Source organism: Hydrogenophaga sp. PBL-H3 (assembly GCF_010104355.1).
Lineage (GTDB): Bacteria > Pseudomonadota > Gammaproteobacteria > Burkholderiales > Burkholderiaceae_C > Hydrogenophaga.
Window position 1 is genome coordinate 3,557,490 of sequence record NZ_CP044972.1, and the last position, 12,552, is coordinate 3,570,041.

The 12,552-nt window shown below is 64.6% G+C and carries 14 protein-coding genes; 11 read left to right on the forward strand and 3 right to left on the reverse strand.

All coding sequences use genetic code 11. From position 1 onward, the window contains the following. Positions 1 to 70 precede the first annotated feature (70 nt). From ugpA to ugpQ, 4 genes are read left to right on the forward strand one after another with little or no spacing between them, the layout of a single operon-like run. Positions 71 to 958, forward strand: a complete 888-nt coding sequence (gene ugpA / locus F9Z44_RS16525; protein WP_159607818.1) for a sn-glycerol-3-phosphate ABC transporter permease UgpA — start codon at positions 71 to 73, stop codon at positions 956 to 958. After that, entirely contained in the window at positions 958 to 1,809 is an 852-nt protein-coding gene (ugpE, locus tag F9Z44_RS16530; protein ID WP_159607819.1) for a sn-glycerol-3-phosphate ABC transporter permease UgpE, read from the forward strand. The genes ugpA and ugpE overlap by 1 nt, the downstream gene beginning before the upstream one ends. 18 nt (positions 1,810 to 1,827) lie before the next feature. Next, the gene (gene ugpC / locus F9Z44_RS16535) at positions 1,828 to 2,832 is read left to right on the forward strand and encodes a sn-glycerol-3-phosphate ABC transporter ATP-binding protein UgpC (RefSeq protein ID WP_159607820.1); all 1,005 of its coding nucleotides are present in this window, start codon (positions 1,828 to 1,830) and stop codon (positions 2,830 to 2,832) included. Between the two features lie 2 nt (positions 2,833 to 2,834). Continuing rightward, positions 2,835 to 3,587, forward strand: a complete 753-nt coding sequence (ugpQ, locus tag F9Z44_RS16540) for a glycerophosphodiester phosphodiesterase (RefSeq protein WP_159607821.1) — start codon at positions 2,835 to 2,837, stop codon at positions 3,585 to 3,587. Between the two features lies 1 nt (position 3,588). Here the strand turns inward: ugpQ and F9Z44_RS16545 are convergent, their stop codons facing one another. Continuing rightward, on the reverse strand, positions 3,589 to 3,855 hold the full coding sequence (locus F9Z44_RS16545; RefSeq protein ID WP_159607822.1) for a hypothetical protein: 267 nt from the start codon (positions 3,853 to 3,855) through the stop codon (positions 3,589 to 3,591). Positions 3,856 to 3,903: 48 nt separating this feature from the next. On the opposite strand from F9Z44_RS16545, the gene hemA reads away from it, so the two are divergent. The 5 genes from hemA to F9Z44_RS16570 all read left to right on the forward strand — a co-directional run bounded on the left by hemA (position 3,904) and on the right by F9Z44_RS16570 (position 8,792). Further along, positions 3,904 to 5,220 (forward strand): glutamyl-tRNA reductase, encoded by a 1,317-nt coding sequence (hemA, locus tag F9Z44_RS16550; RefSeq protein ID WP_159607823.1) that lies wholly within the window; start codon positions 3,904 to 3,906, stop codon positions 5,218 to 5,220. Between the two features lie 79 nt (positions 5,221 to 5,299). Next, positions 5,300 to 6,388: a peptide chain release factor 1 gene (gene prfA / locus F9Z44_RS16555; protein WP_159607824.1), complete on the forward strand. Its 1,089-nt coding sequence runs from the start codon at positions 5,300 to 5,302 to the stop codon at positions 6,386 to 6,388. After that, on the forward strand, positions 6,385 to 7,221 hold the full coding sequence (prmC, locus tag F9Z44_RS16560; protein WP_159607825.1) for a peptide chain release factor N(5)-glutamine methyltransferase: 837 nt from the start codon (positions 6,385 to 6,387) through the stop codon (positions 7,219 to 7,221). Before prfA ends, prmC begins: the two co-directional genes overlap by 4 nt. 53 nt (positions 7,222 to 7,274) lie before the next feature. Beyond that, entirely contained in the window at positions 7,275 to 7,598 is a 324-nt protein-coding gene (gene grxD, locus F9Z44_RS16565) for a Grx4 family monothiol glutaredoxin (protein ID WP_159607826.1), read from the forward strand. Positions 7,599 to 7,787: 189 nt separating this feature from the next. Continuing rightward, the gene (locus F9Z44_RS16570) at positions 7,788 to 8,792 is read left to right on the forward strand and encodes an AAA family ATPase (protein WP_159607827.1); all 1,005 of its coding nucleotides are present in this window, start codon (positions 7,788 to 7,790) and stop codon (positions 8,790 to 8,792) included. A 6-nt stretch (positions 8,793 to 8,798) separates the two neighbouring features. Here F9Z44_RS16570 and F9Z44_RS16575 read toward each other — a convergent pair whose 3' ends face one another. Together F9Z44_RS16575 and F9Z44_RS16580 are read right to left on the reverse strand one after the other, a co-directional pair. Then, on the reverse strand, positions 8,799 to 9,428 hold the full coding sequence (locus tag F9Z44_RS16575; protein ID WP_159607828.1) for a lytic transglycosylase domain-containing protein: 630 nt from the start codon (positions 9,426 to 9,428) through the stop codon (positions 8,799 to 8,801). Continuing rightward, positions 9,425 to 11,170, reverse strand: coding sequence for a proline--tRNA ligase (locus F9Z44_RS16580; RefSeq protein WP_159607829.1), 1,746 nt, complete (start codon positions 11,168 to 11,170; stop codon positions 9,425 to 9,427). The genes F9Z44_RS16575 and F9Z44_RS16580 overlap by 4 nt, the downstream gene beginning before the upstream one ends. Before the next feature lie 197 nt (positions 11,171 to 11,367). On the opposite strand from F9Z44_RS16580, the gene F9Z44_RS16585 reads away from it, so the two are divergent. Both F9Z44_RS16585 and F9Z44_RS16590 read left to right on the forward strand, forming a co-directional pair. Further along, the gene (locus tag F9Z44_RS16585; RefSeq protein WP_159607830.1) at positions 11,368 to 12,012 is read left to right on the forward strand and encodes an RNA pyrophosphohydrolase; all 645 of its coding nucleotides are present in this window, start codon (positions 11,368 to 11,370) and stop codon (positions 12,010 to 12,012) included. Between the two features lie 74 nt (positions 12,013 to 12,086). After that, on the forward strand, positions 12,087 to 12,539 hold the full coding sequence (locus tag F9Z44_RS16590; protein ID WP_159607831.1) for a CNP1-like family protein: 453 nt from the start codon (positions 12,087 to 12,089) through the stop codon (positions 12,537 to 12,539). Positions 12,540 to 12,552 lie beyond the last annotated feature (13 nt).

Genomic DNA, 12,552 nt, shown 5'->3' on the forward strand with positions numbered 1-12,552 from the left:
CACCGAGAACCACTCCGCCCCTTGAGCTTCTTTACAGTCCGAGGGGACCTAACCCACCATAACGGCCCGCATGGCTTCTGAAAAACGCGTCGTTTTCCGCTCCAGCTGGTTGCCCTGGCTGTTGCTTGCGCCCCAGGTGGCCGTCATCCTGGTGTTTTTCTTCTGGCCAGCAGCGCAGGCGCTGCTGCAGTCGTTTCAGCAGTCCGACGCCTTCGGCATCTCGACCGAATGGGTCGGTCTGCTGAACTTCGAGAACCTGCTCAAGGACGACACCTACCTTGCATCGTTCAAGACCACCGCCGTGTTCTCGGTGCTGGTCGCGGGCCTGGGCATCGGCATTTCGCTGGTGCTCGCGGTGTTCGCCGACCGGGTCGTCAAAGCCACCCTGATCTACCGCACGCTGCTGATCTGGCCCTATGCGGTGGCACCGGCCGTGGCTGGTGTGCTGTGGCTGTTCATGCTGGCGCCGTCCATCGGGGTTCTGTCCTACGCGCTGCGCGCCGTGGGCATCGAATGGAACAGCCTGCTCAACAGCACCCATGCCATGACGCTGATCGTGATGGCCTCGGTGTGGAAGCAGATCTCCTACAACTTCCTGTTCTTTCTGGCCGGCTTGCAGAGCATTCCGAAGTCGCTGATCGAGGCGGCAGCCATCGACGGCGCACACCCCTGGAGGCGCTTCTGGACCATCCAGTTCCCGCTGCTCTCGCCCACCACGTTCTTCCTCTTCGTGATCAACGTGGTCTACGCCTTCTTCGACACCTTCGCCATCGTGGACGCGGCCACCCAGGGCGGACCGGGCAAGGACACCGCGATCCTGGTCTACAAAGTCTACTACGACGGCTTCAAGGCGCTGGATTTGGGTGGTTCGGCGGCCCAGTCGGTGGTGCTGATGGTGATCGTCATTGCGCTCACGGTGGTGCAGTTCCGCTTCGTCGAAAAGAAGGTTCAATACTGATGATCGAACGCCGCCCGGGCCTGACCATCCTCTCCCACGCCGTGCTGATCATCGGCGTGCTGGTGGTCGGCTTCCCGCTTTACCTGACCTTTGTGGCGTCCACCCAGACGGCCGAGGCCATCGTGCACGCACCCATGTCTTTGCTGCCGGGCAACCAGCTGATCGAGAACTACACCGCTGCGCTGCAAGGCACCGGCATGGGCGCCGCCTCCAATGCGCCGGTGGGCCGCATGATGATGGTCAGCCTCATCACCGCGCTGGTGATCGCCGTCGGCAAGATCGTCATCTCGCTGCTGTCGGCCTTTGCCATCGTCTACTTCCGCTTCCCGTTCCGCATGCTCTTCTTCTGGGCGATCTTCGTCACGCTGATGTTGCCGGTGGAGGTGCGAATCGGACCCACCTACTCGGTGGTGGCCAGCCTGGGGTTGCTCAACACCTACGCCGGCCTCACGGTGCCGTTGATCGCGTCTGCCACCGCCACCTTCCTGTTCCGGCAGTTCTTCCTGACCGTGCCCGATGAGCTGGTGGAAGCCGCGCGCATGGACGGTGCCGGTCCCATGCGCTTTTTCAAGGACGTGCTGCTGCCCTTGTCGGTCACATCGATTGCGGCGCTGTTCGTCATCCAGTTCATCTACGGGTGGAACCAGTACCTCTGGCCGCTGCTGGTGACGACCGAGGAGAGTATGTACCCGGTGGTGATCGGCATCAAACGCATGATCAGCGGCGGCGACGCAGCGACCGACTGGAACATCGTGATGGCCACCGCAGTGCTGGCCATGATCCCACCCGCGCTGGTGGTGATCCTGATGCAGCGCTGGTTCGTCAAGGGCCTGGTGGACACCGAAAAGTAACGCTTCGAAGAAAACAACATGGCCTCCATTTCCCTGCGCAACGTCATCAAACGCTACCGCACCGGCAAGACCGAACTGCAAGTCATCCACAGCGTCAACGCCGAGATCATCCACGGCGAATTCATCGTGATCGTCGGTCCGTCGGGTTGCGGCAAGTCCACCCTGCTGCGCATGGTGGCCGGGCTGGAAGAAGTCAGCGGTGGTGAAATCTGCATCGGCGAGCGCGTGGTCAACGAACTGGAGCCGGCCGAGCGCGACATCGCGATGGTGTTCCAGAACTACGCGCTCTACCCCCACATGACCGTGTTCGACAACATGGCCTACGGCTTGAAGATCAAGAAGGTGCCGATCGCCGAGATCAAGCAGCGCGTGGACAAGGCCGCCGGCATCCTGGAACTGGGCCATCTGCTGGCGCGCAAGCCGCGCGAACTCTCCGGTGGCCAGCGCCAGCGCGTGGCCATGGGCCGCGCCATCGTGCGCCAGCCGCAGGTGTTTCTGTTCGACGAGCCGCTCTCCAACCTCGACGCCAAGCTGCGCGCCCAGACGCGCCTGGAAATCCAGAAGCTGCACCGCGAACTCGGCATCACCTCGCTGTTCGTCACGCACGATCAGGTCGAAGCCATGACGCTCGCGCAGCGCATGATCGTGATGAACGCCGGCAACATGGAGCAGTTCGGCACCCCCGAAGAGGTGTATTCGCGCCCGGCCACCACCTTCGTGGCCAGCTTCATCGGCTCCCCGCCCATGAACCTGCTCAAGTCGGCCCCCGGCGGCAAACCCGGCCAGATCCTGGGCGTGCGGCCCGAGCACCTGGACATCGGACCGCAAGGCTGGACGCTGCAGGTGGAGACGGTGGAGCTGCTCGGCGCAGAACGCCTGGTGCACGCGCGGCTGGGCGACGAGAAACTCGTCATCCGCATCCACGAAGACCAGGGCGCGCCGGTGGTGGGCAGCACCATCCACGCCCAGCCGCGGCTGGACCGGCTGCACTGGTTTGACGCCACCACGGGCAAGCGGGTGTGAGCATGGTGGATCAGAAAGCGGCCTGGCTTTATCCACGGTGGATCGCCCACCGAGGCGCGGGAAAGCTCGCACCCGAAAACACCCTGGCCGCGTTCCGGCTGGGTGCCTCGCACGGCTACCGCATGTTCGAGTGCGACGCCAAACTCAGCGCCGACGGCGTGGTGTTCCTGCTGCACGACGACACGCTCAATCGCACCACCAACGGTCAAGGTATCGGCGGCGACCAGTCGTGGAGCGCCTTGAGCCAGCTCGACGCAGGCAGCTGGCATTCGCGCGGCTTCGCGGGCGAACCTATGGCCACGCTGGAAGGCGTGGCCCGCTTCTGCCAGGCCAACGCCTGCTGGCTCAACATCGAGATCAAACCCACACCGGGCCTGGAAGCCCAGACCGGCAAGGCCGTCGCGGCAGCGGCCCAACGGCTCTGGCACGGACAGCCGGGCTGGCCCCCGTTGCTCACCTCGTTCCAGCCCGAAGCCTTGCAGAGCGCCATGACCACAGCACCCGAGCTGCCGCGTGGACTGCTGCTGGACACCCTGTGGACGGGCTGGCTGGACGTGGCCCGCTCGCTGGAGTGCGTGGCCCTGGTCTGCAACCACGCCTTGTGGGACGCCGCGCTGATGGCCAAGGCCCGCGATGCCGGCCTGCGCGCGCTGGCCTACACGGTCAACGACGAACGGGCCGCGCGGCGTCTGCTGGACCTCGGTCTGGACGGCATCATCACCGACCGGGTAGACCTGTTCGCGCCGGGTTCCTGATTCAACGCCCGCGCAACCACCAGGCCACCGTGCCTTGCATCAGCACCAGTGCCGCATACGTGGCCATCTTGCCGTCGCGCCCGAAGAACACCAAACCTGCCAACAGCACCGCCACCCCGGCCACGCACAGCAACCCGAACTGCGCGCCAGCGCCAATGCCCGGCCGCCCCCTGCGGCGGATACGCAGGCCAACCCACAACAACAACCCCACGCCCAGCGCCGGCGCCATGAACCCCGCGAGGTGCGACAGGAAAGACAAAAGTGTCATTTGAAGTTGACAGTGACATGCATAAGCGATCAATTTTATAATCGAGCCATGTCTGTCTGGACCCTCGGCATCAACCATCACACGGCTCCGCTCGATTTGCGGGGCCGTTTTGCGTTTGCGCTCGACCAGATCCAGCCCACGCTCAACGGCTACCGCCAGAGCCTGGTGCGCCAACCCGAAGCCACCCTGCTCTCCACCTGCAACCGCACCGAGCTCTACGGGGCGGGCGATGCGTCCGCCGTGGACCCCACGCTGGACTGGCTGGCCCAGACCGGCGGCGTGAGCACCCACGTGCTGCGCGACCACGCCTATGTGCTGCGCGACGACCAGGCCGCGCGCCATGCGTTTCGCGTGGCCAGCGGGCTGGACAGCATGGTGCTGGGCGAGGCCCAGATCCTCGGCCAGATGAAAGACGCGGTGCGCGCCGCCAACGATGCAGGCGCCCTGGGCAGCACGTTGCACCAGCTGTTCCAGCGTTCGTTTGCTGTGGCCAAGGAAGTGCGCAGCTCCACCGAGATCGGCGCCCACTCGATCAGCATGACGGCCGCAGCCGTGCGCCTGGCCTCGCAGCTGTTTGAAGACTTGAAGGACATCCGGGTGCTGTTCGTCGGCGCGGGCGAGATGATCGAACTCGCGGCCACCCACTTCGCTGCCAAGACGCCCAAGAGCATGGCCATTGCCAACCGCACGCTGGAGCGCGGCGAAAAGCTCGCCAACCGATTTGGCGCGCAGGTGATCCGCCTGGCCGACGTGCCCGACCGCCTGCACGAGTTCGACGCCGTCATCAGCTGCACCGCCAGCACGCTCCCCATCATCGGCCTGGGCGCCGTGGAGCGCGCGCTGAAAAAGCGCCGCTACCGCCCCATGTTCATGGTTGACCTGGCCGTGCCGCGCGACATCGAATTGGAAGTGAAGGCCCTGACCGACGTGTACCTCTACACGGTGGACGACCTGGCCACCGTGGTGCAGACCGGCAAGGACAACCGTCAGGCCGCCGTGGCCCAGGCCGAGGTGATCATCGACGCCGGCGTGGCCAGCTTCATGCAATGGCTGGAGCAGCGCAACCCCGCCAGCGGCGTGGTGCCCCTCATTCAACAGATCAACGCGCAGGCCGATGAATGGCGCGCAGTGGAACTGGCGCGCGCGCGCCGCATGCTGGCCAAGGGCGAGCCGGTGGAAGCCGTGCTGGAAGCCTTGTCCAAAGGCCTCACGCAGAAGATGCTGCACGGCACACTCGCCGAGTTGCACGCCGGCGACAACGCCGCTCGCGCCGCCACGGCCCAGACCGTCTCGCGCCTCTTTTTGCGCGAATCCTCCGCCAGATCCCCGGCAGCGCCAAACTCGCCGCGCGATCCACAAGCCTAGCGGCTTGCTCCGGGCGCTGCCATCCGCGGTTCTTTGCCGCCGGATGGCTGGCCCGCCCACACCACCGTTTTCCCCTCCCATGAAACCCTTCGTCCGCGACACCCTGCTGCGCCAACGCGCCCGCCTGCACGAGCTGGACGCGCTGCTCTCCGCGCCCGACGTGGTGGACAACATGGAACGCTTCAAGACGCTGAGCCGCGAGCACGCCGACGCCTCCACCGTGGTCGAGGTGTTCAACCGCTATCTGCAGCGCGAAGCCGATCTGGCCGCGGCCAACGAGATGCTGGGTGATGCCGACATGGCCGACATGGCACGCGAGGAAATCGACACCGCGCAGGCCGATATGGCGCAGCTCGACACCGACCTGCAGCAACTGCTGCTGCCCAAAGACCCCGACGACGAACGCAACGCCTTCGTGGAGATCCGCGCCGGTACCGGCGGTGACGAATCGGCCTTGTTCGCCGGCGACCTGGCGCGCCTGTATACCCGCTACGCCGAGCGCCAGGGCTGGCAAGTGGAGGCGGTGAGCGAGTCGCCCAGCGAACTCGGTGGCTACAAGGAAGTGGTGCTGCGCGTGGCCGGCTCCGGCGCCTATGGTCGGTTGCGTTTCGAGTCGGGTGGTCACCGTGTGCAGCGCGTGCCCGCCACCGAAACGCAAGGTCGCATCCACACCAGCGCGGCCACCGTGGCCGTGATGCCCGAGCCCGACGAAACCGAGGCCGTGAAGCTCAACCCGAGTGAGCTGCGCATCGACACCTACCGCGCCAGCGGTGCCGGCGGCCAGCACATCAACAAGACCGACTCCGCCGTGCGCGTGACCCACCTGCCCACCGGCATCACCGCCGAATGCCAGGACGGTCGCTCGCAGCACAGCAACAAGGCCAAGGCACTGCAGGTGCTGACCGCGCGCCTGCAGGAAAAGGACCGCAGCGAGCGCGCCGCCAAGGAGGCCGCCACGCGCAAGGGCCTGATCGGCAGCGGCGACCGCAGCGACCGCATCCGCACTTACAACTTCCCGCAGGGCCGCATCACCGACCACCGCATCAACCTCACGCTCTACAAGGTGCTGCAGGTGATGGAGGGCGATCTGGACGAAGTCATCCATGCCTTGCAGGTGGCACGCGGCACCGAGCTGCTGGCCGAGCTTGAACAGCGCAACGGGGCATGAACTCGGTTCGCGACACTCTCTCGGCGCTGCAAACAAGTGGCTTGGACCGACTCGACGCGCAGATGCTGGTGCTGCTGGCCTTGCAGCGCGGCCCGCACGACCGCGCGTGGCTCATGGCACACGACGGCGATGCACTGCCATCCGTTGCTGCAGCGCGCCTGAATGCGCTCGTGCAGCGGCGCCAGCGCGGCGAACCCATGGCCTACCTGCGCGGCGACCAGGAGTTTTTTGGCCTGCAACTGCACGTGGATTCCCGCGTGTTGGTGCCCCGTCCCGACACCGAAACACTGGTGAACTGGGCGCTGGAGAAAGTGGATGCGGCGGACAACGCGGTGAGCGTGCTGGACCTGGGCACGGGCAGCGGCGCCATCGCGCTGGCCATCGCGGCGCAGCGGCCCAAGGCATCGGTGAACGCGACCGACGCCAGCGAAGACGCCCTGGCGGTGGCCCGCAGCAACGCACAGCGGCTGGGCCTGTCCGTGCAGTTTCACGCCGGCTCGTGGCTGGGCGCGGTGCCCGGTCAGCGCTTCGATGTGATCGTCACCAACCCACCTTACATCGCCGACGGCGACCCGCACCTCGCCGCCCTGACGCACGAGCCCTTGACCGCCCTCACGGCCGGCACCGACGGCCTGGCCGACATCCGCACCATCGTCGCTCACGCCCCGCGGGCGCTGGTGCCTGGTGGCTGGCTGCTGATCGAACACGGCTTCGACCAAGCCACCGCGGTGCGCGGCCTGCTGCAAGCCGCCGGCTTCGAGCGGGTGAGCAGCCGCACCGACCTTGCGGCCATCGAACGCTGCAGCGGCGGCCAATGGCAGCAACAGCGATAATGCACACCGTTCCCGGGTCACTCCAGACCCATTCGCAGAAGGACCTTTCAGCCATGAGCGACGCCCAAACCCGAATCGACCAACTGGTCAAATCCAACGACATCGTGCTGTTCATGAAGGGCAACGCGAGCTTCCCCATGTGCGGCTTCTCTGGTCGCGCCATCCAGATCCTCAAGGCCTGCGGCGTCGAGACCAAGACGCTCAAGACAGTGAACGTGCTCGAAGACGACGAAGTGCGCCAAGGCATCAAGGAATACAGCAACTGGCCCACCATCCCGCAGCTCTACGTCAAGGGCGAATTCGTCGGTGGCTCGGACATCATGATGGAGATGTACCAGTCGGGCGAACTGCAGCAGGTCATCACCGGTCAGAACTGACGAGCCCCGCGCTGCCGCACCAGCCACCTTCGGGTGGCTTTGTCGTTTCTGGCCTCCGCCATCCGCGTGGTTTCGCACGGCGGCGGGCGATCCGGCATTCAGCGGTGTCTTTGTAGGGCTTTTCGGCGTTCATGCCGGGCACATCTTGTGCTTGAATGAAACTGCCATTGAACCTTCAAGGAGAACCGCATGAGCTCACGCAGCCTGGTCGCTTCACCCCCGCTTGGTCTGCCCATCGCCCAGATGCGCAGCGTGTTCAGCGCCGACGAAGTCGAGCGCAAACTGGCCAAACTGCAGGCCAGCGGCAACGAGCGTGAATACGAAAGCCTGCGCAACACCTGGCAACGCATGCTGGAGCGCGGACCACAGCGCTTCGCCGTCAAACCCTCGGGCGTGCCCGACATGGCACCGCTCTACGACCTGCTGCCCAATTTTGGGGAGGTGCTCGACGACGTGAAACGCCACGTGGCCCTGAGCCAGGACAGCCGCGACAGCCTGGAGGTCACGCCCATTCTGCTGCTCGGCCCACCCGGCGTGGGCAAGACCCATTTCGCCAAACAACTCGCCGATCTGCTGGGCACCAGCATGAGCCTGGTGCCCATGAGCTCCATGACGGCGGGTTGGCTGCTCTCGGGCTCGTCGTCGCAATGGAAAGGCGCCAAGCCCGGCAAGGTGTTCGAGGCGCTGATCGACGGCCAGTACGCCAACCCGGTGATCGTGGTGGATGAGATCGACAAGGCCAACGCCGACGCGCAATACGACCCGCTGGGCGCGCTCTACAGCCTGCTGGAGCACGACACAGCGCAAAATTTCGTGGACGAATTCGCCGAGGTGCCGATCGACGCCAGCCAGGTGATCTGGGTCACCACCGCCAACGACGAGCGCCACATTCCCGATCCGATCATGAACCGCATGAATGTGTTCGAGATCGCCCCGCCCTCGCTGGAGGCTGCCCGCAAGATCGCGGCCCACCTCTACCGCGGGATTCTGGGAGAACACGACTGGGGGCAGCGCTTCGACCCGGAACCAGCCGATGACGTGCTGGACCAGTTGGCGGTGCTGGCGCCGCGCGACATGCGCCGCGCGTTGGTCACGGCGTTTGGCAACGCGCGACTGGACAACCGCTACCGCGTGGAGCCCGATGACCTGCCCAAAGCGGGCGCGGGCAAGAGCCGCATCGGGTTTCTGCAGTAACGGGCTTCAAGCGTCGGGGTGGGCCCAGTTCTTTGCTGCGGCGTACACCGCATTTGGGTACTCGGCCCGGCCCCGGCTGCCGTTGTAGCGGCCCAGCGCCATGAAGGTGTCGCCGCGCTCTCGATCAAGGTAGTGGCGCAGGATCACGCAGCCAAAACGCAGGTTGGTCTGCATGTTGAAAAGGCGGCTCGGGTCACCATCGCCGATCAGGCGCGACCAGAACGGCATGATCTGCATGTAGCCCCGCGCGCCCACGCGCGAGATGGCGAACTTTCTGAAGGCACTCTCCACCTGGACCAACCCCATCACCATCGTGATGTCCAGTCCAGCCCGACGCGCTTCGTACCAGACGGTCTGCAGGAATTCGATGCGCGTTTGAAAGTCCGCCTTGCGGCGTTGCAGCCGCCCGCTGCTGGCGCCCAGCCAACGCAGGTAAGCCAGCCGCTTTTCCAGGTCGGTGAATTCAGGCACCGGCGGCGCGCTGTTGGCAATGGCCGCACTCAAGGCTCCGCGCACCGAGTCGGCCAGTGGCTCCTCCACCTGACCGCCTGCGTGCGTCCAAGTGGGCAAAGTGCCCAGCCCGAGCGACGCTGCCCCCATCAGGCAGTCGCGGCGCGACCAAGCCCGTGGCTTCATGCGCCGAGCTTGCCCTTCAGCAAGGCAAGAACGTCGGTCAGGGCCACCTGAGTGGCAGCGGCGTCGCGGCGGTGCTGGTACTCCACCTGCCCTGTTTTCAAACCCCGGTCGCCGATGGTCACACGGTGCGGCACACCGATGAGTTCCCAATCGGCAAACATGGCACCTGGGCGCTCGCCCCGGTCGTCGAGGATGACGTCCACACCGGCCTTCAAAAGGTCTGCGTGGAGCTGCTCCGCAGCCACCTTCACCTCGGCACTGCGGTCCATGCCGATGGGGCACACCACCACCGTGAAGGGCGCCAGTGCGTCCGGCCAGATGATGCCGCGCTCGTCGTGGTTCTGCTCAATGGCAGCCGCCGGCAGGCGCGTGACGCCGATGCCATAGCAGCCCATTTCGAAGTGCGCCGGTTTGCCGTCTTCCGCCAGGAAGGTGGCATTCATTGCCTTGCTGTACTTGGTACCCAGGTAAAACACGTGACCCACCTCGATACCGCGCTCGATGGCGAGCTGGCCCTTGCCATCCGGAGAGGCATCTCCTTCCACCACATTGCGGAGGTCGGCCACCGCATCGGGCTCGGGCAGGTCGCGGCCCCAGTTCACGCCGGTCATGTGGAAATCCGGTTCGTTGGCGCCACAAATCCAGTCGGCCATCATGGCCACCTCGCGGTCCACCACCAGCTTCACCGGCTTCTTCAAGCCGATCGGCCCCAGATAACCGGGGCGGCAGCCAAAATGCTCTTCAATTTCTGGCACGCTGGCGAAGCGGAAACCGGCACTCAGTCCCGGGACTTTGTTCACCTTGACTTCGTTCATGTCGTGATCACCACGCAGCAGCAGCAGCCACACCTGGCTCCGCGCGGTCTCACCCGCTTCGTCGAGCGTGTCGGTGGCCAGCACCAACGACTTCACCGTGGTAGCCAGAGGCACGCCCAGCAGCGTGGCCACGTCGGAACAGGTACTCTTGCCCGGGGTTGGCGTCTTGACCATGGCGTTGGCGGCCTCCGGACGCGGCCCCGTAGGGGCCAACGCCTCCGCCTTCTCCATGTTGGCCGCGTAATCGCTGTTCGGGCAGTAGACGATGGCGTCTTCACCCGTGGCGGCGATCACCTGGAACTCTTCGCTCAAGTCTCCGCCGATGGCGCCACTGTCGGCTGCCACGGCCCGGTAGCGTAGGCCAAAGCGGTCGAAAATGCGCCGGTAGGCGGCGGCCATCACCTGGTAGCTTGCCTGTGCGGCTTCACCGGTGCGGTCAAAACTGTAGGCATCCTTCATGATGAATTCGCGCCCGCGCATCAAACCAAAACGCGGACGGCGCTCGTCGCGAAACTTGGTCTGGATCTGGTAAAAATTCTTTGGCAGTTGCTTGTAGCTGCGCAGCTCCTGGCGCGCGATATCGGTCACCACCTCTTCGCTGGTGGGCTGCACGATGAAATCTCGCTCGTGCCGGTCCTTGATGCGCAGCAGCTCCGGGCCCATCTTTTCAAACCGGCCTGTTTCCTGCCAGAGCTCGGCCGGCTGGATCACCGGCATGGTGAGTTCCACCGCACCAGCGCGGTTCATCTCTTCTCGCACGATGGCTTCCACCTTGTGGATCACCCGCAAGCCCATGGGCATGTAGCTGTAGATGCCGGCGCCGAGTTTCTTGATCATGCCGGCGCGTGTCATGAGCTGATGGCTCACCACTTCGGCGTCGGCCGGGGCTTCCTTCTGGGTGGAGATGAAGAACTGGGAGGCTTTCATGGGCTCAAGGCCGCCCGCGGGCAGCTCGGTGGGTTCAAAAAGGGAGGGCTCTGAGCAGATGTACCGGACAAACCGGCCCGAGTGAGCCCGATTTTGGGGCGTCCCGAAGCGCTCAGAGAGACAACAGGTGTGTGATCACTTCGCAACTCGCATGGAGCGATGCATAATGAAGACAGTTTAAAAATTTGGGGTTGATTATGCTTGACAGAGAAGGCTTCAGGCCCAATGTCGGCATCATTCTGCTCAACCAGCGAAACCAGGTGTTCTGGGGCAAACGCATTCGTTCCCACTCCTGGCAGTTTCCGCAAGGTGGCATCGACAGAGGCGAGACACCTGAGCAGGCGATGTACCGCGAGTTGCACGAAGAAGTGGGCCTGATGCCCGAGCACGTGAACATCGTGGCCCGCACGCGGGACTGGTTGCGCTACGAAGTGCCGGACCGCTTCATCCGCCGGGATGCGCGCGGCCATTACAAGGGCCAGAAACAGATCTGGTACCTGCTGCGGCTGGTCGCGCAAGACTGGAACTTGAACCTGCGCGCCACTAGCCACCCGGAATTTGACGCATGGCGTTGGCACGACTACTGGGTCCCACTGGACGTGGTGGTCGAGTTCAAACGCGGCGTCTATGAGATGGCACTGACGGAACTTGCGCGTTACCTGCCCAGGTCCGACCATCGCAACCGCTACTTGCGCAGCGGCCCGCGTCAACGCCAGGAAGACGGCAGTGATGAGCCCTTTACATCGCTGTGCGCGCCCATGGGGCTGGAACTGCCCCCCGGCGCCAGTTTCGATCCCGATCCACAGAACGATGGACGTTCCGTGAACACTCCCTTCAAATGACATCTCATGTTCAATGCCTGCCGAAGTGGTTGGCCTCGGCAGTCACCTTCGCGGGGCTTTGCACCGCAACCTCGATGCCCCATGCCCAGCCTTCGTCCTTCGAAGAGCCCACATGGACCGAGTCGGCAGTGGTTCCTCCGGCGAACTTCAACACCGAAGTGCTGCAGTCATTTGAGGTCATGAAGAATTCTGCTCTGACCTACGGCATTGATCCCGGCAGCCTGATCGTGGGTGAAGACGGTGTGGTGCGGTTTGTGATGGTGGCGCGCAGCGCCAGTGGGGCGCTCAACGTTCTGTACCAAGGCATCCGCTGCGCAACCGCTGAGAGCAAGACCTACGCGCGTTTGAGCGACAAGGGGAACTGGAACACCAGTCCGGATGTCAAATGGGAATCGCTGTCTTTCAAGGGTCCCACGCGCCCATCGATGATGCTGGCCCGTCAAGGTGTTTGTGAGGGCCGCACCATCACAGGCAATCCCCAGAAGATCCTGGCGACGCTGAAGACCGGCCGCACCGACTACCGTTGACTCACCCGAGCGG

Coding starts and splice junctions, on each gene's coding strand:
- hemA (WP_159607823.1), top strand. CDS start 3,904: ATGTCTGTCTGGACCCTCGGCATCAACCATCACACGGCTCCGCTCGAT.
- F9Z44_RS16580 (WP_159607829.1), bottom strand. CDS start 11,170: ATGAAAGCCTCCCAGTTCTTCATCTCCACCCAGAAGGAAGCCCCGGCC.
- grxD (WP_159607826.1), top strand. CDS start 7,275: ATGAGCGACGCCCAAACCCGAATCGACCAACTGGTCAAATCCAACGAC.
- F9Z44_RS16585 (WP_159607830.1), top strand. CDS start 11,368: ATGCTTGACAGAGAAGGCTTCAGGCCCAATGTCGGCATCATTCTGCTC.
- F9Z44_RS16545 (WP_159607822.1), bottom strand. CDS start 3,855: ATGACACTTTTGTCTTTCCTGTCGCACCTCGCGGGGTTCATGGCGCCG.
- F9Z44_RS16575 (WP_159607828.1), bottom strand. CDS start 9,428: ATGAAGCCACGGGCTTGGTCGCGCCGCGACTGCCTGATGGGGGCAGCG.
- ugpE (WP_159607819.1), top strand. CDS start 958: ATGATCGAACGCCGCCCGGGCCTGACCATCCTCTCCCACGCCGTGCTG.
- F9Z44_RS16590 (WP_159607831.1), top strand. CDS start 12,087: ATGCCCCATGCCCAGCCTTCGTCCTTCGAAGAGCCCACATGGACCGAG.
- prfA (WP_159607824.1), top strand. CDS start 5,300: ATGAAACCCTTCGTCCGCGACACCCTGCTGCGCCAACGCGCCCGCCTG.
- ugpQ (WP_159607821.1), top strand. CDS start 2,835: ATGGTGGATCAGAAAGCGGCCTGGCTTTATCCACGGTGGATCGCCCAC.
- prmC (WP_159607825.1), top strand. CDS start 6,385: ATGAACTCGGTTCGCGACACTCTCTCGGCGCTGCAAACAAGTGGCTTG.
- ugpC (WP_159607820.1), top strand. CDS start 1,828: ATGGCCTCCATTTCCCTGCGCAACGTCATCAAACGCTACCGCACCGGC.
- F9Z44_RS16570 (WP_159607827.1), top strand. CDS start 7,788: ATGAGCTCACGCAGCCTGGTCGCTTCACCCCCGCTTGGTCTGCCCATC.
- ugpA (WP_159607818.1), top strand. CDS start 71: ATGGCTTCTGAAAAACGCGTCGTTTTCCGCTCCAGCTGGTTGCCCTGG.